General features: G+C 66.1%; 17 protein-coding genes. 4 read left to right on the forward strand and 13 right to left on the reverse strand.

Annotated features, from left to right (window positions below; all coding sequences use genetic code 11):
• Window positions 1–3 precede the first annotated feature (3 nt).
• The 9 genes from ACCD07_RS19380 to ACCD07_RS19420 are packed head-to-tail and all read right to left on the reverse strand — an operon-like array spanning window position 4 to window position 10,836.
• Window positions 4–1,185 carry a TIGR03088 family PEP-CTERM/XrtA system glycosyltransferase gene (locus tag ACCD07_RS19380; RefSeq protein WP_413448283.1) on the reverse strand — a complete coding sequence of 394 codons (1,182 nt, stop codon included), beginning with the start codon at window positions 1,183–1,185 and terminating at the stop codon, window positions 4–6.
• Window positions 1,169–2,758, reverse strand: a complete 1,590-nt coding sequence (gene xrtA, locus ACCD07_RS19385; protein ID WP_353398799.1) for an exosortase A — start codon at window positions 2,756–2,758, stop codon at window positions 1,169–1,171. Before xrtA ends, ACCD07_RS19380 begins: the two co-directional genes overlap by 17 nt.
• Window positions 2,755–4,002, reverse strand: coding sequence for a TIGR03087 family PEP-CTERM/XrtA system glycosyltransferase (locus tag ACCD07_RS19390; protein WP_413448284.1), 1,248 nt, complete (start codon window positions 4,000–4,002; stop codon window positions 2,755–2,757). Before ACCD07_RS19390 ends, xrtA begins: the two co-directional genes overlap by 4 nt.
• Window positions 4,003–4,006: 4 nt before the next feature.
• Window positions 4,007–5,038: a FemAB family XrtA/PEP-CTERM system-associated protein gene (locus ACCD07_RS19395; RefSeq protein WP_353398805.1), complete on the reverse strand. Its 1,032-nt coding sequence runs from the start codon at window positions 5,036–5,038 to the stop codon at window positions 4,007–4,009.
• Entirely contained in the window at window positions 5,035–5,868 is an 834-nt protein-coding gene (locus ACCD07_RS19400; protein WP_176650850.1) for an XrtA system polysaccharide deacetylase, read from the reverse strand. Before ACCD07_RS19400 ends, ACCD07_RS19395 begins: the two co-directional genes overlap by 4 nt.
• Window positions 5,868–7,010 carry a non-hydrolyzing UDP-N-acetylglucosamine 2-epimerase gene (wecB, locus tag ACCD07_RS19405; protein WP_413448285.1) on the reverse strand — a complete coding sequence of 381 codons (1,143 nt, stop codon included), beginning with the start codon at window positions 7,008–7,010 and terminating at the stop codon, window positions 5,868–5,870. The genes ACCD07_RS19400 and wecB overlap by 1 nt, the downstream gene beginning before the upstream one ends.
• A 12-nt stretch (window positions 7,011–7,022) precedes the next feature.
• Complete coding sequence (locus ACCD07_RS19410) at window positions 7,023–8,552, reverse strand: TIGR03016 family PEP-CTERM system-associated outer membrane protein (RefSeq protein ID WP_413448286.1); 1,530 nt, start codon at window positions 8,550–8,552, stop codon at window positions 7,023–7,025.
• A complete protein-coding gene (locus ACCD07_RS19415) occupies window positions 8,536–9,300 on the reverse strand; it encodes an XrtA-associated tyrosine autokinase (protein ID WP_176650853.1) in 765 nt (254 codons plus the stop codon). The genes ACCD07_RS19410 and ACCD07_RS19415 overlap by 17 nt, the downstream gene beginning before the upstream one ends.
• A gap of 9 nt (window positions 9,301–9,309) precedes the next feature.
• Complete coding sequence (locus ACCD07_RS19420; protein ID WP_176650854.1) at window positions 9,310–10,836, reverse strand: XrtA system polysaccharide chain length determinant; 1,527 nt, start codon at window positions 10,834–10,836, stop codon at window positions 9,310–9,312.
• Window positions 10,837–10,990: 154 nt separating this feature from the next.
• Between ACCD07_RS19420 and ACCD07_RS19425 the strand changes: the two genes are divergently transcribed.
• Window positions 10,991–11,602, forward strand: a complete 612-nt coding sequence (locus ACCD07_RS19425) for an XrtA/PEP-CTERM system exopolysaccharide export protein (protein WP_176650855.1) — start codon at window positions 10,991–10,993, stop codon at window positions 11,600–11,602.
• Between the two features lie 110 nt (window positions 11,603–11,712).
• Complete coding sequence (locus ACCD07_RS19430; RefSeq protein WP_176650856.1) at window positions 11,713–12,465, forward strand: N-acyl amino acid synthase FeeM domain-containing protein; 753 nt, start codon at window positions 11,713–11,715, stop codon at window positions 12,463–12,465.
• Window positions 12,466–12,471: 6 nt separating this feature from the next.
• Here the strand turns inward: ACCD07_RS19430 and ACCD07_RS19435 are convergent, their stop codons facing one another.
• Both ACCD07_RS19435 and ACCD07_RS19440 read right to left on the reverse strand, forming a co-directional pair.
• Window positions 12,472–13,227, reverse strand: coding sequence for a S1 family peptidase (locus ACCD07_RS19435; protein WP_413448287.1), 756 nt, complete (start codon window positions 13,225–13,227; stop codon window positions 12,472–12,474).
• Window positions 13,224–15,611: a hypothetical protein gene (locus ACCD07_RS19440; protein WP_413448288.1), complete on the reverse strand. Its 2,388-nt coding sequence runs from the start codon at window positions 15,609–15,611 to the stop codon at window positions 13,224–13,226. Before ACCD07_RS19440 ends, ACCD07_RS19435 begins: the two co-directional genes overlap by 4 nt.
• Window positions 15,612–15,845: 234 nt before the next feature.
• Between ACCD07_RS19440 and ACCD07_RS19445 the strand changes: the two genes are divergently transcribed.
• Together ACCD07_RS19445 and ACCD07_RS19450 are read left to right on the forward strand one after the other, a co-directional pair.
• The gene (locus ACCD07_RS19445) at window positions 15,846–17,126 is read left to right on the forward strand and encodes a nucleotide sugar dehydrogenase (RefSeq protein ID WP_176650859.1); all 1,281 of its coding nucleotides are present in this window, start codon (window positions 15,846–15,848) and stop codon (window positions 17,124–17,126) included.
• Window positions 17,126–18,187, forward strand: a complete 1,062-nt coding sequence (locus ACCD07_RS19450; RefSeq protein ID WP_176650860.1) for an SDR family oxidoreductase — start codon at window positions 17,126–17,128, stop codon at window positions 18,185–18,187. The genes ACCD07_RS19445 and ACCD07_RS19450 overlap by 1 nt, the downstream gene beginning before the upstream one ends.
• Here ACCD07_RS19450 and ACCD07_RS19455 read toward each other — a convergent pair.
• Together ACCD07_RS19455 and ACCD07_RS19460 are read right to left on the reverse strand one after the other, a co-directional pair.
• Complete coding sequence (locus tag ACCD07_RS19455) at window positions 18,144–19,538, reverse strand: SpoVR family protein (protein ID WP_353398835.1); 1,395 nt, start codon at window positions 19,536–19,538, stop codon at window positions 18,144–18,146. The two genes, ACCD07_RS19450 and ACCD07_RS19455, sit on opposite strands and share 44 nt — an antisense overlap.
• Entirely contained in the window at window positions 19,535–20,677 is a 1,143-nt protein-coding gene (locus ACCD07_RS19460; RefSeq protein WP_176650862.1) for a DUF444 family protein, read from the reverse strand. Before ACCD07_RS19460 ends, ACCD07_RS19455 begins: the two co-directional genes overlap by 4 nt.
• Between the last annotated feature and the right edge of the window lie 6 nt (window positions 20,678–20,683).

Raw genomic sequence — 20,683 nt, forward strand, 5'->3', positions numbered from 1 at the left:
CTTTCATCGATCAGGTGGCGGTGGAGCGGCGAGGGCGTCGTAGACGGCAAGATAAGCATCGGCCATCGCCACCAGGCTGTATTCGGCCAGCACACGGCGTCGGCCGCGCTGGCCGTGGCTGGCGGCGAGGGCCGGCATATGGAAATAGTCGAGAATGGCGTCGGCCAGCAGCTCCGGCGATTGCGGCGGCACCAGCGAGCCGGTCCAGCCGCCATGGACCAGGTCGGAATTACCGCCGACCTCGGTGGCGACCACCGGCAAGCCGGTGGCCATCGCTTCCAGGATGGTGTTGGACATGCCCTCGGCCAGCGACGGCAGCACGAACACGTCCATGGCGCGCAGCATTTGCGGAATATCGTCGCGCGCGCCCGGCAGCCAGGCCAGCTCGCTCATGCCGGCCTGGCGCAGCAGATCCAGGCAGGCCTGTCTGCACGGGCCGTCGCCGACGATCAGCAGCCGCAGCTGGTCGCGCGGCAGCGCATGCTGGGCGATCAGCAGTACGAAGGCCTGCACCAGCGACAGATGATCCTTGACCTCGACCATGCGGCCCACGCTGCCGATAACGAAGGCGTCCTCGCACAGGAAGCCCGGCGGACCGATGGCGGCCGGCGGGCCCAGGCGTGGATGGAACTGCAGGCTGTCGACGCCGTTGCAGATATGGGTCACGCGCTGCGGACGGGCGCCGATGGTGCCGATCAGCCATGCTTCCAGGTCCTTGCTGACGGCGATGAAATGACCGATCAGCGGGCGCAGCAGCTTGCGCAGCAAACGGTATTTGCGGCTCAGGCCGTGCAGGTCGTTCATGTCGCGTCCATGCTCGCCGTGCACGCGCAGGCGCACGCCGGCCGCCGCCGCCAGCAGCTGACCTTCGATGCCGGACAGGTTGCGGGTATGTACCAGCAGCGGTCGCAAGCGCTTCAGGGTCTGGAACAGGCGCAGGTAATGGCCCCAGTCCTTGCCGTCGCGCTTGTTGATGCTGATGATTTCCACGCCCGGCCGCCGGATGCGCAGGTGGTAGTCGGTGTAGTCCTGCAGGCAGACGATGGCGTGGCGATAGCGGTCGGGTGGCAGGTTGTTGATCAGGTTGATCAGGCCGTTTTCCAGGCCGCCCACGTCCAGCCTGTGGATCAGGTGGACGATCAGTGGCGCAACAGGTGGATTTTCGGTGTCAGCGGCCGGCGACATGGTCGAGTCCCTGGTCGATCGCGGGCAGCATGGCTGTCAGCAGGTTGTGCATGGCTGCGGCGGCCTGGGCCGGCTGTTCGTCGTAGCCGGCTGCGAGGGCGATTTCGGCGGCGCCGTCGGCACCGCCCAGCAGCTTGCTGCGCGCCAGCAAGAGCTTGAGCAGCAAGGGGCTGTCGGTGTCGACGCCGGCCTGGCGATACCAGCGCCACACCAGCAGCTTGACAGCACCGGCCTGGACGATGGTTTGCTCCACCGTGAAGCTGCGGCTGCCGACGCGCACCGTGCGCGGTTCGCTGGCGAGTTCCTTCCATTGGGGGCCGTCAAGCGGCAGCGCGTTCCACACGCGGGCCAGCAATTCATCGCCCTTGGACTGGTGGCGATACCAGGTCAGCTGCAGCGATACCTTGCTGGCGCCATTGAGGTAGTTGGCCTGCCAGCGCTGCGGCTGGCCGCGGTGCAGCACATGCCAGTCGTTGGGCGCCATGTCGGCGGTGCGCCACGGCGGAGGCGGCGGCAGCAGCGACAAGCGGGCCTCCGGTGCATGGTCCGGTGGCGCCGCTTGCAAGGCGGTGCCGGCCAGCGGCGGCCAGACGGCGGCCACCAGCACTGCCGCCAGCGCCATCGCGGCGAAGGCGGCCGGCGTGGCCGAGGGCGCCGTCGCCGCGGGCGACTCGGCAGGCGGCGGCAGCGCGGCTTCGCGCCAGCGGGCGCCGGTCCAGAACATCAGCATCGACACCAGGCCGAAAAACACCCAGCCGTAGATCAGGTGGTCGATGCCGACCGCCAGCGTCATGTTGCTGAGGTGGCCGACCAGCACGATGGTGAAGGCGCGCACGCCGTTGGCCAGCACCGGCAACACCACGGCGACCACCATGAATGCCGCGCGCCGCACCGGGCTGCGGTAGGTCAGGTAGGCATACAGCGTGCCCAGCGCGACCGAAGCGATCAGGTAGCGCAGGCCGCTGCAGGCCTCGACCACCGACCAGTTGCCACTGGGCAGAGCCAGATAATTGTTTTCCTGGAAAACGGGTATGCCCACCATTTGCAGCGCGCCCACCGTGAAGCGGGTGGTGAATTCGATCAGCGGTGGAATGAAGACCTCGCCGAACGGCACCGCCAGCAGCAGATAGGCTAGCGGAAAAGCGATCGCGGCCGCATAGCGCCAGCCAAGCACGGCGGCGACCGTCACAGCAAGCATCGACACCAGCATATATTGCTGCAGCACCTGCACGTTGGCGACGGCGGCCAGCATCCACGTGGCGCCCAACGCGGCCAGCACCAGCAGCATCGGCGGCGACGGCCGACAGGGGACGGCGGCCAGCTGGTCGCGCTGGCGCCAGACCAGCCACAGGCACACCGGCAGTATCAGAAAACCGTGGGCAAAGGTTTGCGAACGCCACCAGATCTCGGCCATGGCGGCCGCCGTCGGCAGATACATGCCCAACAGCGCACACAGCGCGGCGATCAGCAGGCCGTAGCGCCAGCGCGTGGCCGAAGGTGGCGGCAGCGGCTGTTGAGCCGGCTCCGTCTGCTCCGGTTCAGCCGCCGGCAGCAATGTCGTGGCGACGCTCATGGCGCCGACTCCGCCGGGGAGGACGCCGGGGATGGCGAGGGCGATGGCATCTCCACGCCCAGCACCGCGCCCAGCCGTTGCAGATTGCGCTCCCATTGATAATCCAGCAGCACGCGCCGCCGCGCGGCCGCGCCCAGCTCGTCGGGCGACAGCAGTTGCCGGCTGATGTGCCGGATGAATTCGCCTTCGCCGGAGGCGCTGATGACTTCGCTTCCCGGCGTCGCCGAAATGCCTTCCAGCGCCTGCGGCGTGGCGACCACGGTGCGTTCCATCGCCATGGCTTCCAGTATCTTGTTCTGCACGCCGCGCGCGATCTGCAGCGGCGCCACCGCCAGCGCCGCGTGCTGCAGGTAGGGCCGCACGTCCGGCACGGTGCCGCTGACGTGTATGCCGGGCCGCTTCGCCAGCGCCTGCACCGCGGCGGCCGGGCGCGAGCCGACGATATGGAATTGCAGCGCGGGAAACTGCAACCGCAGCGCGGGCATGATGCGCTCGGCCATCCAGCTGGCTGCTTCTATATTAGGCGGGTAGTCCATGGCGCCGGTGAACACCAGCGCCCGCGCGCCGCCGTACGGATCCGGCACCGACGGCTGAGGCGAGAAATACACGCTGTCGACGCCATTGTTGAAGTGGCCAGTCTTGTGGGCGGACTCCGGCGCGCGCAGCCTGAACAGCGCGGCTTCGGCGCGCGACACCAGCAGCACCTGTTCCGCGCCGCGCGCCATTGCGCGTTCAAATTCCAGCAGACAGCGGCCTTCGCGCCGGTACAGCGACGACAACGGCCATTGCCGCTTGTCCGCGTAGTTCTGCCATTTTTCGGAGTCGACATCGACCAGGTCCAGCACCCGCGCCAGCGGCCCGTGCGCGGTGCGGACCGGCAGATACTGCGCCATCGGCCCGGAGAACGCCATCGCCGTGGCGATACGGTATTGCGACAGCGTCTTGCCGACCCAGCGCTGCAGGCCGGCATGGCGGTAATAAGGCAGGCTGAGCGCTTCGCCACGCCACAGCGCCGGCAGGCTGGCTAGCCGGGCCCTGCGCGGATGCAGGCGGATGAAGCAACTGCTGGCGCACTCGGCAGCCAGGCCTTCCACGTACGCGAGGTCGGCGGCGTCGTCGACGAAGCAGCCGAGGTGGACGCGGAAGTGCTGCCGCAGGTAACGCAGCGTGTGATAGGCGCGGATCTTGTCGCCCTTGTTCGGAGGAAAAGGGATGCGGTGGGCCAAAAACAGCAGGTCGCGCATGGCGCTATCCCAGCTGGCGCACGATGTGCGGACCAATGGCGTTGGCCAGCGACAAGGGCATCAAACGCCACGCCTTGATCAGCACTTGCAGGCGCGGATTGAGCGGCTGCACGTCCTTCAGCCGCTTGCCGCGGTGCAGCTGGTAGTCGTAGCGCAGGGGCTGCGGCTCGAAGCCCCAGTTCTTCTTGAAGGCGAAGGCGCCGGTGCCGTATTTGCTGCGTCCGAAGTCAAACAGCGTGCAGCCCCGTTCGGCGGCGCGGCGCATCACCTCCCAGTACATGAAGTCGTTGCCGGCCAGTACACGCGCGGCATCGCCGCCGCCGCCGTAGTAGGGCAGCACTTCTTCGCGGAAATGGAAGCTCAGCACCGAGCAGACGGGCTTGCCGGCATGGCGTACCGTCAGCACTTCGCAGTCCTGGCCGAACTGCTCTTGCAGCAGGCGGAAATAGCGGCGGCTGAAGACCGGCGTGCCCAGCCGGTGGACGCTGGTGGCGTAATTATTGAAGAAGTCTTCGGTGCCGTTGTCGATCACGCTGGTGAGACCGGCGGCGATGCCTTTGCGCACCATCGCCCGCTGCTTGCGCGGGATGGCCAGCATGTTGCGTTCGTTGTCGGCCAGCAGCGGCTTGCGGAACGTGGCGTACAGGTCCTTGTGCAGCCAGTCGGCGTGCGTCGATTGCAGCTGGCGGTATTCGAGATGGTCCACCCGCAGCCGCGCCGCCAGCTGCTGGGCGGCCTGGTCCACCGCGGCGGCGGCGCCGTCGTCCAGCGCGGCGATTCCGCCGTAGACGCAGAACGGCAGCGAGCACAGGGTGTTGCCGAACAGGCGGCTGTTGACCTGCGCCAGCGGCAGGATCGCGCCGATCCGGCCTTCGGACTCGGCCACCAAATACCAGGTGGGATGGCCGAAGGCCTCCTCGATCACGCGCTGCCAGCCGGCGCGGTGGAAGAAGGTGGCGCTCGGGCAGCGCTGGACAAAGGCATCCCACCGCGCGCGATCCTGCGGCCCCATCGTGCCGACACTCCATTGCTTCATGCTGTCCCCAGAAAGATGTGATCGACGCGGCCCCAGTGGAAGTCGGTCAGCAGGCGGGCCACGCGTGCCTCCATCCGGTGCAGATTGAGGTAGTGGCGAAACCTGGTCTTGAGCGCGATGCCGCGCTGCCTGGGCTGTCCGGGATCGAGTTCCCACGGGTGAAAGTAAAATATGCCAGCTTGGCCGTCGGCCGAATTGATGCGCCGCAAGGCCCAGCGCGAGGCCGCGTACGGCAACAGCCGGAAGTAGCCGCCGCCGCCGGCCGGCCAGTTGCGGCCCAGCATGCGCACGGTGCTGACCGGCAGCTCCAGCACGCCTTGGTCGCCGCGCGGGCGCCAGGCGAAGCGGCTGCCGCCGGGCATGCCGTAGTGGTCGTGCTGGATCGGATAGATGCTGGAACTGTAGCGGTAGCCCGCTTCGCGCAGGCTGTCCAGCGCCCACAGGTTGTCTTCCATGATGGAGAAGCTGGGCGCGCGGTAGCCGAGCACGGCCAGGCCACACAGCTGCTCCAGCAAATGCTTGCTGCGGACGATGTCGTCGGCGAACTGGGCCGGCGTCTGCTCGCTGGCGCGCAGGTGGGCGTAGCCGTGGCTGGCCAGCTCGTGGCCGCCGGCGACGATGCGGCGCACCAGCGCCGGGTAGCGTTCGGCGATCCATCCCAGCGTGAAAAAAGTGGCGTGGGTGTGGTGCTGGTCCAGCAGGCCGAGGATGCGGTCGACGTTGTGCTCGACGCGGCACGGCAGCCGGTCCCAGTCGGCGCGGTCGATGTGGCCGGCAAAGGCGGAGACCTGGAAATAGTCTTCGACGTCGATGGACAGGGCGTTGCGCATCAGCCGCGCTCCCGCTCGTTTGCCAGCCAGCCGGCGATGTGGCCGGCGATGCGTTCGGCCGCATGTCCATCCCAGAATTGCGGAATGCGGCCGGCCTTGCCGCCGTAGCGCAGGATGTCGCGGCTCAGCGCCAGGATCACGGCCGGGTCGCGGCCGGCGATGGCGTTGCTGCCCTCGGTGACGGTGACCGGCCGTTCGGTGTTTTCGCGCAAGGTCAGGCAGGGCACGCCCAGCGCCGTGGTTTCCTCCTGCACGCCGCCGGAATCGGTGAGCACCACCCGCGCATGCTTCATCAGGCCCAGCATGTCCAGGTAGGATTGCGGCGGCAGGCAGGCGATGCGCGGCGTCTGCAGCAGGGCGGTCAGCTCGTGGCGCTTGAGCATGTCGCGCGTGCGCGGGTGCAGCGGGAACAGCACCGGCAGGTCGGCGCTGAGCCTGACCATGGTTTCCATCAGCGCGCGCAGGCGGCGCGGATCGTCGACGTTGGATGGCCGGTGCAGGGTCAGCAGCGCGTATTGTGCGTCGTCCTCCAGGAAACCGGCCAGGTGCGCCTGGCGCAGCACGTCGGCTACCGAGGTGGCGCGCGGCAGCTGTTGTTGCAGCGTGTCGATCATGACGTTGCCGGCAAAATGGATGCGCGCCGGGTCCACGCCTTCGCGCAGCAGGTTGCTCATGCCGCTGGACTCGCTGGTGAACAGCAGCGTCGACAGCTGATCGGTCAGGATGCGGTTGATTTCCTCCGGCATCGCGCGGTCGTAGCTGCGCAGGCCGGCCTCCACGTGCAGTACCGGGATATTCATCTTGGCCGCCGTCAGCGCGCAGGCCAGCGTCGAGTTGACGTCGCCGACCACCAGCACGGCGGCCGGATCGGACTGTTCCAGCACCGGCTCGAAGCGGCGCATCACCTCGGCGGTCTGCACCGCGTGGCTGGCCGAGCCTACCTTGAGCTGGTAATCCGGCGCGGCCATGCCCAGCGCGGCAAAGAACTGGCCGTCCATGTCGCTGTCGTAGTGCTGGCCGGTGTGCACCAGCAGCGCCTGCAGATGATGCTCGGGTTGCTTCAGCGCGCGCAGGATGGGCGCCATCTTCATCAGGTTGGGGCGGGCGGCGACGACACAGACGATGCGGGCAGGGGCGGACATGGTGGACTCCATTTAAAACGCCATCGAGACGGAGGCGCCGATGCCGTTTTCACGGTAGTTGCCGCCGGTGTTGCTGGTATGGCGGATATGGCGCAGGTCGACGCTGGCGCTGACCTTGGACGCCAGTTGCTGGGTCAGCGCCACGGTCACGGCGGCGTTGCGGTCGGAGCGGCCGGTGCTCAGCGATTCCACGCGGCTCAGGCTGGCGCCCACGGTGACGTTGCTGCGCGGCGACATGCGCCAGTTCCAGCCGGCCTGGGCGGCGCTCTGGCGGGTGTGGTCTTCCAAGGCCAGTTCGTCCGGGCCCAGCAGCGGGCTGTCGATGGCGCTGCTGGTCTGGGCGGTGCGGCGGGTGTTCGACAGCGTCAGCGCCAGCGCGCTGCGCGGCGTGCTGTAGACGGTGCCCAGCTTCAAGTCCTTCTGCAGATAGTAGCGGTGGCTGAAGAAATTGACGTTGCCGTTCGGTCCCAGCATCTGCGAGACCAGCAGGAACAATTTGATGGTCTGCAGGCGCGTCTGTGGATCCGGGATGCGGGTGGCCCACAACTGGTACAGGAAATCGCTGAGCCCGGTTGGCGGGATGCTGAGGAACTCGCCGTGGGTGGTGGTGATGTCTTCGTTGTAGCTGACGGTCCAGTACATGCTGCGCATGCGGTAGTCGGCATCCAGGCTGTAGGTGTTGCCGAAGAAGCGGCGGCCGACGCTGGCGGCGATCTTGGTGCGCGGCGACGGCGTCCAGTTGGCGCCGACCGACCAGTGGCGTCCCTCCGGTTGGGTGCCGTTGGTATGGTAATCGTTTTTTTCGTAGCCGCCGGTGACGAAGCCGGACAGCCGGCTGTTGAACGGATAGCTCAGCGTCAGCGTGGTGTCGCTCATGGTGACCTTGGGCAGCGCCGCGTCGTCGATGTTCTGGCGGTCGGCCGACAGCGACCAGTTCCAGCCCTGGCCGCCGTTGTCGCCGGTCAGCTGCAGGTTGGTGCGGTCGCTGCGCACGCTGAGCAGCCTGCCGCTGGTCACGCGATCATAGTCGTAGCGCAGGCGCGCGGTGGCCAGGCCGTGAAAATAGTGCTGCAGATAAGGGCTGATATTGGTGGCGCGCACCGTGTTGCTGTTGCCGGTCACCTGCAGCGTATCGATCTGCTGCGGGCCGAAGGCCGAGATGTTCTGCTGGCTGATACTGGCGCGGGCGTCGAGATACAGCCAGTCCTGCAGCACCTGGGCGTGGCCGCTGGCATCGAGCTGCTGGGTGCGGCGGTCGGCCTCGCGCGTGTAGAACGCCTGGCGCAGCGAGTAGTCAAGCGCCAGGTTCAGGCGCGGGCCGTTGGTGCTGATCGCGATGCCGGGCGTGATTTCCGTGCTGAATTCGCTGCGCGCCTGGCCCGCCGGCGCCAGGTTCATATTGTCGCTGTAGGTTTCACGCAGGCGCAGCGATGGAATGACGGTCCACTCGGACGGAATCGCCGCTGCTGGCAAACTCAACAGTACTAATATGCTCAGCTGGTAAGGAGCGCCGCGCGGAGCCAGGTTAATCATAATAACCATAGTATTCGCCGCCCGGGAACGACTTGCTCTTGTTGTAGATCAGGCTGACGTTCGGACATTGCTCGATCTGCCGCAACGCTTCCTTGACCGCGTGCTGGGTGGTGGTCTCGGACTCGACCACCATGACGATCTGGCCCATCTGCGCGGCCAGCACGCTGGCCTCGGTGGTCATCAACAGCGGCGGCGAATCGAAGATGACGATGCGGTCGGCGTAGCGCTCGGCGATCTCGGTCAGCAGCCGGCTCATGCTGCGACTGGCCAGCAACTCGGTGGCGTGCTTGTTGGCGCGGCCGGCCGGCAGGATGCTCAGCGTGGCCACGTTGGTCTTCAAGATCACGTCCGACAGCTCGGTCTGCTCGCGCAGCAGGATGTCCATCAGGCCCGGCTCGGCGGGCAGGCCCAGCACCTTGAGCACCGACGGCCGGGCCACGTCGGCGTCGACCAGCAGCACGGTGATGTCCATTTCCATCGCGATGCTCATCGCCAGGTTGACCGCGCAATACGTCTTGCCTTCGCCGGGCAGCGCGCTGGTGACGACGATCAGGTTGCCGTGCCGCAGCGGCGCGACATCGTGGTCGCCGCGCGCGTTGCGCAGTAGAGGCCGCTTGATGATGCGGAAGTCCTCGGCCACCGCCGTGCGGCCGCCATCGTGCGTCACCATGCCCAGCTTGTTGAGCCGCTCCAGGTTGATATCGACATAGCGCGCCGCGCCGTTGCGCAGCACTAACTGATCGTTGGCTTGATCCATCCGTTTCTCCTAGTATCGCAGCAAGGTCATCGCCAGCACGCCGCCGTAGGCCACGAACAGGCAGGACAGGGCACCGCCGAACAGGTACTGGCCGCGCTTGCGCTTGATTTTCTCGGCCTCGGTCCAGTTCATAGAGACCGTGCCCAGCACCGGCAGGGCGGTGCGCTCGCGCAACTCGCTGGGGCTGAGGAAAGTCGGCCGGACCTGGCTGATCAGCAGGGCCGTGGCCACGCCGGTCAGCAGCGCGCCGCCCAGCACCAGGCTGTACAGCAGAGGCCGGTTGGGTCCGATCGGCGTCAGCGGCACGGTCGGCGGGTCGATGATCTTGAAGCTCATCATGTCGGTGGTCGAGCTGAGATCGCCCGACAGCTTGGCGGCCTCGCGCCGGCCGATCAGCTTTTCGTAGTTGTCCTTGTTGATCAGGTAGTCGCGGTTCAGCTGCGACAGCTCCGATTCGATCTCCGGCACCGCGTTGGCCTGGGCCAGCAGGCGTTGGTGGCGCGCCGCGTATTCCTGCACGCGGGCGCTGATCGCCGCCACCTTGGCGTCGGCCTCGGTCTGCGCCACCTTCAGCTGCTGCAGCATCGGGCTGTAGTTCTTGCCGGGGTCGCCGGACGGCTTGAGCTTGCTTTCCTCGACCTTGCGCGCCTCCAGCTGGGCGATCAGGCGCTTGGCGGCGACGATGTCCGGATGCAGCTCGGTATATTGCATGCGCAGCGCGTCGAGGTTCTTGTTCAGCGCGGAAATGCGGCCGTCGATCTCGGGATTGTCGATGCTGGCCGGGTTCAGGTCGGCGCCCAGCACCGGCTCGTCGCCGCTGATCTGGCTGCGGATGGCGTTGCGCGCCTGCTCGGCTTCCACCAGCTCCAGCCGCGCGGTGTTGAGCGTATCCGACGACTGCATCAGCTGGTTGCTGTAGTCGACACCCTGGCGCGGCAGCACGCCATTATTTTTAAGCTTGAATTCCTTGACCAGGTTTTCGGCGGTGATCAATTTATCCTCGTAGGCCTTGATCTGGTCGTCGATAAATTGGACGGCTTTTTTCTGCTCGCCGTTTTTTCCCTTGAAACTGCCTTCGACGAATATCGTCAGCAGCGACTGCACGACGTCGCGCACCAGCCTGGGATTACGGTTGTTATATGTGATGGTATAAATGTCGTAATTACCGGTGCCGCCGATTTTTATCTTGCTCATTAATTCGTCCAGTTGCTGTTCGTGATCGCGCGGGGTTTTGGCGTTAATATCCAGGTCCACCATGCGCATGACCCGTTCGACATTCGGCCGGCTCAGCAGCGTGCGGCTCATGATCGACACCTGCTGTTCGACGTTGGGCACACTGGTCATCCCCGACAGCAGCGGTTTTAATATGCTCTGGGTGTCGACAAATACCCGCGCCGAGGTTTGATAATCGTCGGGCAGCATCGCCACTTTGGCAAAGCCCAATATCGCCACCAGCCACATGACGGCGATCGCCTGCCAGCGATATTTCCATATCCCCTGCAAGCTGATTAACAGCTGGTTAATCATCTGTTCCATAGTCCGATTGCTCCAGTTGTAAGGCTGCGGAAGTCAAATTATATGACCGACAAAATTGGATTTTTTATTAACTGTGCAGTGCTTGAGCCAGATCAAGCAGAGGTGGGCGGGTTTTCTGAATCATGGAATCCTGCCTATTCCAGCGAGATCCCCCATGTATTCATTTAGCCGCCCATTCACTTCCTCCCTGCTGACGCTGCTGCTGTTGTGCGGCTGCGCGCACCAACCGCTACCGCCGCAAGACGAGCCGCCGCCCGTGCAGCGGGACTACCTGATCGGCGCCGGCGACGTCGTCAACATCAATGTCTGGCGCAATCCCGAGGTCTCGGTCAGCGTGCCGGTGCGGCCGGACGGCAAGATCACCACGCCGCTGGTGGAAGACCTGCAGGCTGCCGGCAAGACCTCGACCGAGCTGGCGCGCGACATCGAGAAGGCGCTGGAAAAATACATCCAGCAGCCGATGGCCACCGTCATCGTCACCAGCTTCGTCGGTCCGTACAACCAGCAGATCCGCGTCATCGGCCAGGCCGCCAAGCCGCAGGCGCTGGCCTACCGCCAGGGGATGTCGCTGATGGACGTGCTGATCGCCGTCGGCGGCATCACCGACTTCGCCGCCGGCAACAAAGCCAGCCTCATCCGTACGGTGAACGGGGCCCAGCAAAAGGTGCCGGTGCGCCTGCAGGACTTGCTGCGCGACGGCGATATTTCCGCCAACGTCAATGTGTTGCCCGGCGACGTGCTGGTGATCCCGGAGAGCTGGTTCTGACCGGCAAAAAAATATTTCAATTTTCGGGGAACTTTCTGTCTCAGCAGCAGGTCTGAAGAGCATGAGCCCAGTTTGTCCTTTGCCGACAGCTGGCCGACAGACCTGACAGGATGCCAATTGTGCAACATGACGACGCCATAGTTTCATTCGAAGCGAGTCCAGGCCTGCGCGACCTAGTGGTCGGCGAGGGCAAGAAAGAGGTGGAATTGGACCACACCATAGATCAGCAAATTTTTCATATTCGTATGGCCAACTCGCAGGGACGGCGCGAAGCCGCCAGCCTGCTACTGAAGAAAATGTACGGCTGGCGCGGCTATTCGGTCGATCCGAATGCCGTCCATGCCCTGAACAAGATCACGCTGTTTGCCGAAACCGGTGGACAGACCGTGGGCACCATGTCGTTGTGTCTGGACAACGAAGAAGTCGGCCTGCCGGCCGACGAAAATTTCCGCGACAAGCTCGACGAACTGCGAAGCCAGAACCGGCGCCTGTGCGAGCCTTCGCGGCTGGCCATCGACAAGGGCGTATCCAAGCGGGTGTTTGCCGCGCTGATACACATTTCCTACATCTACGCCCACAACATCCATGGTTATACCGATTACGTGATCGAGGTAAATCCCCGTCACGTGATGTTCTACAAGCGCATGCTGGGCTTCCGCGATTTTGGCGGCGAACGGCCTTGCACGCGGGTCGGCGCGCCGGCTGTGCTGCTGCGCCTGGAACTGGATTACATGGGCGAGCAGATCCGCAAGTTCGGCGGGCTGATGGAGCAGGACAGCACCGAGCGTTCGTTCTATCCATATTTCTTCCCGACGTGGGACGAGCCGGGTATTACCGGCCGTCTGCTGGCGGGCAAGACTTGACATGGCTTACCGGCCCATCTCGCCGATGAACTGCGCGGGAATCGCATAGGTGATGCCGCTGGGCGCGGTGATCGCCGTCTCCTTGACACCCTTGACGAACACCATGTTGACGATGCCGATCACCTTGCCGTTGTCCGGGTCGAACAACGGGCTGCCGCTGCTGCCGGGATAAGCCGTGCCGTCGAGCTGGAAGACGGCGTAGGTCGGCTTGGCCAGCTGGCTCAGCTGTTTGACGTCCAGCTGGCGCGAGCTGAGCGCGGGCATGACCACCGGCGTAATGGCCGACACCGTCGCCCGATGGGTGACGTGGCGCAGGCCGAGCACCATGCCCAGCGGGAAGCCCATGAAGGCCAGCGATTTTCCTTCCTGTACCTTGGTCGAATCGCCCAGCTGCAGCGCGGGGATGGGCGTGCCGCGCACCTGCAGGCGCGCGAGATCGTGTTCCCTGTCGATCATGCTGACGGTGGCGGAGCGGAACTGCGCGCCGTCGCCCTGGCGCAGCAGGATGCCCAACGTATCGCCCTGGCCGGTTTGCAACAGGTCGTTGACCACGTGGGCGGCGGTGATGATGGTCAACCCGTCGCCGATGACGAAACCGGAACCGACAAACGACAGCGCCGGGCTGCGGGTCTTGACGAAGCTGCCGATGCCGACCACCGAGGGCTTGACGACTTCGATGGTATGGCTGAGCTCGTCTGCATGGGCGGCAGGCGGCGCGCACAATCCCAACCACAACAGCGGCAGCAAGGGTAAAAGTTTCATGATCGTACACTCCGTGGCGGCGTGGCGGGACTCAGGGCGGCGGCAAACAGCACCAGCATGAACAGCAGCGTGATGCGCGGCACGTCGAACAGGCTGTCGAACAGGCCGACCGCCTGGAACGCCAGCAGCGAAGCCAGCCAGACCGCCGGCGGCACGCCGTGGCCGGTCGACCGGCTACGGCGCAGCAGCGCGGCGCAGGCGCTGCCCAGCATGCCGGCGTAGGCCAGCAGCCCTGGCCAGCCCATTTCGAAATACAGGTTCAGGCCCAGGTTCTTGACGTGCCAGGGCAGGTGGTGGTGGTCGCTGCTGAAGAACCACCAGGTGTTCGCTTCGGAAAAGTCGCCGTTGCGGACCAGCTCACGATGGTCCACCGCGCTGCGCAAGCTGACGTTGTCGATATCCAGCGCCGCGTGCTCGCCTTCGGTGGAAATCTCCAGCTGCACCGGCGCGCCATCGCGGCCGAGCTCGCTTGGCGCGATGGTCAATTGCAGGCGCTGCCAGGCCGGCGCGCCGCCGATCTGGCGCAGGGGCATGGCGACGCAGCCCTGCGGATACAGTAATTGGCGTTCGCACAGATTGACGTGCAGGAAGGCGGGCGGCCCGCCGTTGCGCACGTCCACGGCCAGCAGGTAGGGTGTGGCGGGCTGGACCTTGACGATCTGCAGCATGCGCAGCATCTCGCCGTAGCCGGCCGGATAGTCGGCGGTGGCCAGGCGCAGGTAGCGATTGCCGGCCTGATCCAGGTAGCGGTAGGCGGGCGGCACTTCGTGCACCGGATTGCGCCAGAAATACAGCGACGGAAATTTCCCCAGGCCGGCGCCCAGCAGGACGGTGGCCGGGTCGTCGTCCATGACGGCCAGCACGTTGTTCCAGTGCCGCACGCGGGTGGCCAGGTCGCCGCTGGTGGTGGCGAAGCGCTCGCCGACATAGTAGCCGTTGACGATCGGCACCACCGCCGCCAGCACCAGCGCGCCGGCCAGCGCGTGGGACAGCAGGCGTCGGGTCGGACGCCACAAGGGCTTGCGCCGGGCCAGATTCAAGGCCACCGGCGACACCGCCATCAGCAGCAAGCCCGCGCTCGGCATCAGCGTCGGTTCGCCGGCGTGGTGGTAGGCGATCCAGGCGGCGTTGAACAGCAGGCCGGCAAAGGCGATCGCCGCCAGCGGCAGCATGACGCGCGCGCGCAGCAGGGCGGCGGCAAACGCCAGCGCCGAGCAGATGAACAGCAGATAGGGCGGCTTCAGCAACGCCAGCGGCGGGTCGAAAGCGGGCAGCAGCCAGGCCAGCAAACCGGCCAGCGCCAGTCCGCAGACCAGGCCGCAGATCAGCACCGCCGGCCGCAACGCCTGTGCCGACAGCAGCAGCGTGGCGGCCAGCAGCGCCAGCGCGGCGCCGAAACCGCGGTAGCCGCTGCTGCGGAACACCAGGTCCAGCATCCATCCAAGCAGCAGCACGACGAGCAGCAGCGCCAGCGCGGTCCGCCAGTAGCGGCGGGCGAAACGCACCGCGCCGACCTCGCGCAGCCTGGCGCTCAACGGCACGCCCAGCAGGATCGCGAAGGCCAACGCGTAGGCCAGGTACAGGCCGCGCGAAAACGTGGCCAGACCCGCGTACAAAGCCAGCGGCAGCAGGACCATCGCCGCCATCTGGCGCGCGGGCGACTGCCGGCCCAGCAGCCAGGCGGCCAGCAGGGGAAAGCTGAGCGCCAGATAGCCGTCCAGCGCGGCGCCGCCCGTGTGCATGGCGGAGAAGGGCGCGGTGATGCGGTAGTCGCTGGCGAAATTGAGCAGGCCGGGGAACAGCATGCGCTCATGGATCGCGGCGCAGCTGACCAGCAGCAAGCCGGCCAGCATGCCGGGCACCAGCAGCCGCTGCAATCCTTCCAGGCCGGGGCCGGCGGCGCGCTTCAACGGCGGCAGCAATATCAGTGCCCACAGCCAGGCCTTGCCGACGCGTAGCGCATTGTAGGGACTGAGATAGTTGTTGAAGGCGTTGGCGTCGATGGCCGGCAGCGGTTGCAGCCCGCGCCACAAGCCGATGCCGCAGGCCGCCACCAGCAGCGCCAGGCTGACGGTGAACAGCGGTGGAAAGCGCGGCAGGCGCGCCGGCGCCAGGTGCCAATAGCAGAAGCCCGCCGTCAGCAACAGCAGCAGATCGATTTCCTCGAGAAAGAACCAGCCGGTATGCGGCGCCAGGTCGACCGCCGGCAACAATGCCGGCAAGGCCAGCATCCACAGCGCGGGACGCCAGCACAGCAGCGCGCCATAAGCCAGCAATATCGCCGGCAGCCAGCTGTCCCGCAACGGGTACACGCCCGCCGCCAACACGAAGCCGGCGAAGAACACCAGCGACATCGTCCTGGTCAGTTGCAGACGCAAGGGCATAAGGCGGCTACCGCGCCGACCGCACTGCTACGAACAAGACACGCGACATGAAGCTCTCCCTGGCCTGTGGAATGCATAGAGTAGGAACTCTGACGCTCCACCTCGTTGATACGCCGCAAACGGCATCGCCTTGCCGCGCAATCGGTACGCGTTTGTGCCATCTCAACAGCCGCCTCCCGTGCGCTCCGTAGAATCGGCAAAGACTTAATTTAATGCTCACATGCGAGGTGTCAAATGGAAGTGGTTGCCGTGGTTGGATTGGGGTACGTCGGCTTGTCGCTGGCGGTGTCGTTTGGAACCCGGCGCCGCACCATCGGCGTGGACTTGTCGGCGCGCAAAGTAGCCAACTACCGGCGTGGTATCGATCCTAGCGGCGAGGTGGACGCCGCGCAGTTCGCCGCGTCGCGCTGGCTGGAAATGGGCTGCGACCCGGCCGCGCTCAGCGAGGCCGACTACATCATCGTCGCCGTGCCGACACCGGTCGACAGCGCGCACAATCCGGATTTTTCGGCGCTGGTCAGCGCCAGCCAGTCGGTGGGACGGCATATGAAAGCAGGCGCCGTGGTCATCTACGAATCCACCGTGTATCCGGGCGCGACCGAGGAAATCTGCATCCCCGTGCTGGAGCAATGTTCCGGCCTGCAATGGCTGCGCGATTTCCACGTCGGTTTCTCGCCCGAGCGCATCAATCCCGGCGACAAGGAACACACGCTGGCGTCGATCCGCAAAATCGTTTCCGGCGACGATGCCGAGACGCTGGAGCGGGTGGCGCTGCTGTACGAGCAGGTGGTCGACGCCGGCGTGCACCGCGCCTCGAGCATCAAGGTGGCGGAGGCGGCCAAGGTCATTGAAAACACCCAGCGCGACCTGAACATCGCGCTGATGAACGAGCTGGCCATCATCTTCGACCGGCTCGACATCGACACGCTGGAAGTGCTGCAGGCGGCCGGCACCAAGTGGAACTTCCTGCCGTTCCGCCCCGGCCTGGTCGGCGGCCACTGCATCGGCGTCGATCCATATTATTTGACGCACAAGGCCGAGATGCTGGGCTACCATCCGCACGTGATCCTGGCGGGGCGCCGCATCAACGACGACATGGCCAAGTTCGTGGCGGAGAAAACCGTCAAGCAGATGGTGCGGGCGGGCTTCAAGCTCAAGGGTTGCCGCGTCAACGTGCTGGGCCTGACGTTCAAGGAAAACTGCCCGGACCTGCGCAACTCCAAGGTGGCCGACATGATACGCGAGCTGGAATCCTACGGGCTGCAGGTGCATGTGCACGATCCGGTGGCCGACGCCGACGAGGCCATGCACGAATACGGCGTCAAGCTGGAAAGCTGGGACGAGCTGCCGTGCGCCGAAGCGATGATCAGCGCCGTGGCGCACCGCGAACTGGCCGAACGGCCGCTGCAGCAGATGCAGGACAAGATCGTGGCGGCCGGCTGCTTCATCGATCTCAAATCGCAATTCGACGAGCGGGCGCTGCGCGAAAGCGGCCTCAGCGTATGGAGGCTGTGATGTCCGACTATGAAAACGGCACGCCGGCCGCCAGCAGCTACCAGACCGCGCGCGAACATCTGGAACAGGAGCAGTACCGCTGGGTGATCACCGGCGTGGCCGGCTTCATCGGCTCGAACCTGCTGCAAGCCTTGCTGGAACTGGGGCAGCGCGTGGTCGGGGTGGACAATTTCCTGACCGGCTACCGCCACAACCTGGACCAGGTCAGGGACGCCGTCGGCGTCGTCGCCTGGCGCCGCTTCGAGATGATCGAAGGCGACATCCGCGACCCGGCGGCCTGCCGCCAGGCCTGCGACGGCGCCCACTTCGTGCTGCACCAGGCCGCGTTGGGCTCGGTCGCGCGCTCGATCGACGATCCTCTGCTGAGCAACGACATCAACATCGGCGGCTACCTCAATGTGCTGGACGCGGCGCGGCTGGCCGGCGTGCGGCGCCTGGTGTACGCCGCCTCCAGCGCGGCCTACGGCGACCATCCGGCGCTGCCCAAGCAGGAGCAGCACGTCGGCAACGCGCTGTCGCCGTATGCGCTGACCAAATACGTCAACGAGCTGTACGCCGGCGTCTACGCGCGCTGCTACGGCACCGAGACGATAGGCCTGCGCTACTTCAATGTGTTCGGTCCGCGCCAGGATCCGGCCGGCGCCTATGCCGCCGTGATCCCGCAATGGATCGCGGCGATGATAGAGCGGCGTCCGCTGGTGATCAACGGCGACGGCGAGAGCAGCCGGGACTTTTGCTACGTCGCCAACGCGGTGCAGGCCAATCTGCTGGCGGCGCTGGCCGAGCACCCGGCCGCCGTCAACCAGGTCTACAACGTCGCGCTGAACGCGCGCACCAGCCTGAACGATCTGTATCTGATGCTGCAGGGCTTGCTGGTCGACGAGTATCCGCATCTGCGCGACTACCAGCCGCAGTACGGCGAGTTCCGCGCCGGCGACGTGCGCCATTCGCAGGCCGACATCTCGAAGGCCCGCGACCTGCTGGGCTACGCGCCCACCCACGACCTGCGCCGGGGCCTCAAGCAGGCTTTGCGCTGGTATGTTGAGCAGCTGGATGGGTGATCGTCAGCACCCGTCCCACGCCGCGAAAATCCACCGTGTGCAGGCTGACCGGCCTGCGCCAGATCCGCGCCACGTAGTCCAGCACCTGCTCGGCCTGCGCCAGGTCCAGGCCGCGGCCGTCGCTGGCATGGTCGTGGCGCAGGATCAGGCTGCCGTCGTCCTGCACCCGCTCGGCGGCGATGCGCGGCGCGCCGTAGTTGTACTTCGGCGCCAGGATCGCTTCCTTGACGTCATGCAGGTCGCGGCTTAGCACGCGGGTTTCGCCATCCTTGCGCACCTGGTAGGTGAACAGGTCCAGCTGCCCGGCCAGCTCGGCGTCCAGGTAGTTGCGGATGAAGCCGAAGTCGTCCTCCTCGGCGCAGATGCGGCGCGCCTCCTCCAGTCCCCGCTTTTCGACGATGCGGTCCCACATGCAAAAGCCCAGGTGATAGGGATTGACCGCCAACGCCAGCTGCTGCTCGCCGGCATACGGCCGCACCACGTCCGAATGGGCCGCCAGCGCCTGCAGGTACAACGCGTGCGGCAGGAACTCCGCCTCGCGCAGCAGGCGCGCGTGCCAGTACGAGGCCCAGCCTTCGTTCATGATCTGGCAAGCGTGCACCGGGTAGAAGTAAAACGATTCCTCGCGCACGGCCAGGAAGATGTCGCGCTCCCAGTCCTGCATCTCCGGCGCGTAGCGGGCGATGAACCACAGCAGGTCATGCTCGGCATGCGGCGGCAGGGTGGGGCGGCCGCCCGTTCTCGGCGGCGGCGGCGATTCGCCGGGCAGCGACTGATAGCGGCGCTGGAACGCGCCGGGCTCCGGCGGCGCCGGCGCCGCCGCGTCCGCATCGGGGTAGGGCGCGCGGTACAGTTCCTGGTTGATATCGATGTGCGGCTCCAGCGCCAGCGCCGCGTCCAGCACGGCCTCGACCTTGCGCTGGCCGTGCCGCGCCAGCGCCTCTTCCAGCCGGTGCGCGCGCGCCGCGCTTTGCTCCAGGATGTGTCCGCCCGCCATCTTCATGAAGCGCTCGAACAGCGCGTTCCTGCGCACGAAGTCGGCGTGGCCGATGACGTGGGCGGTGACCAGTGTATTTTCCGCCAGGCTGTTGTTGTTCATCAGGTAGGCGCGGCACGGGTCGCCGGGGAACATCACCTCGAAGATGCGCGAATGGCCCATGTTCTGGTGCAGCAGCTGGTGGATGTAGCGCAGGCCGAACGACCAGTGGTGCATGCGCACCGGCACGCCGTAGACGGCGATCTCCAGCATGAAATTCTGCGGCACCAGCTCGAAATCGACCGGGTAATATTCCAGGCCCAGCTCGCCGGCCAGCTGTTCGATCTGCGGCGCGTAGTCTTGCAGCGTGCTCATGCCTGAGCCTCGGCGCCGGCCTGCCGCGTCAGGAACTGCCGCAGCGCGGCGATCACGTCCTCGCCGCCGGTCAGCACCACGCTGGACAGCGGCAAGCCCTGGCGCTCGCGCTCCTTCCACATCCGTCCCATCTCGGTTTCCAGCATGCGCGGCATGCCGGGCAGGGTTTCGACATAGCCCATGTAGTTCATGCATTTCGCCAGCTGGCCGAGCAGCTGGCTGGCCGCCACGCGGTCCTCGGAAAAATTGTCGCCGTCGGACGCGTAGAACAGATAGCTGTTGTAGCTGGCCGTGTCATAGTGCGCCTGCAGCAGCGACTGCGCCAGACGGAAGCCGGTCGACGCCATCGTCCCGCCCATGCCGCTGACCTCGAAGAAATCGCGCTCGTTGAATTCCCACGCGCGCGCCGCGTGCGCCAGGAAACGCAGTTCCACGTGGCGGTAGCGGCGCCGCAAGCCCTGCAGCGCGAGGAAGAAAAAAGTCTTGGCCAGCCGCCGTTCGGCCTGCGTCATGCTGGTCGACACGTCGAGCATGAAGAACACCACCGCGTTGCTCGACGGTCGCGGCAATTCCACCAGCTGGCGGAAGCGCAGGTCGTCGTTGGTGAACGGCGCCGGCGCCTGCTGCACGGCGCGGCGCTTGATCGCCTCCTTGACGGTGCGCCGCCGGTCCAGCCGCGAGCGGGCGCCGCGCTTGTCCCAGCCGCGGTGCCGCACCTCGGGCTGGTCCAGCGCCGCCGTGCTGCGCGGCTGCAGCTGCGGCAGCTGGAATTCCTCCCACAGCCAGTCCAGGATATCGTCGACGGCGAACTCCATCATCAGCGTCACCGCGCCTTCGGCATTGCCGGCGCCGCCTTCGCCGAATTCGTCTTCCGGCGGCAGCAGCAGGTCGCCCGGCTGGCCCGGCCCCTGGCCGGCGGCGGTGCGGCTGTTGCCCTCGGACAGGCGGAAATGTGCGTGCTCAAGCAGACGCAGCGGTACCTGCACGCTGCGCGCGCCCGTACCGCTCATCAGGTCCGACGAGGAGACAATCTCCGGCAAGTGGCCGCGCACCGCCTCGCGCACCTTGTCGTTGTGCCGCAGCCAGTCGCGCGCGCCGCGTGAAAAGAGTTCGTACCAGTCGCCTTGGCCTTGCAGCATGGTCGG

The sequence above is a fragment of the Duganella sp. Dugasp56 genome (assembly GCF_047304105.1).
Taxonomy (GTDB): domain Bacteria; phylum Pseudomonadota; class Gammaproteobacteria; order Burkholderiales; family Burkholderiaceae_D; genus Rugamonas; species Rugamonas hordei.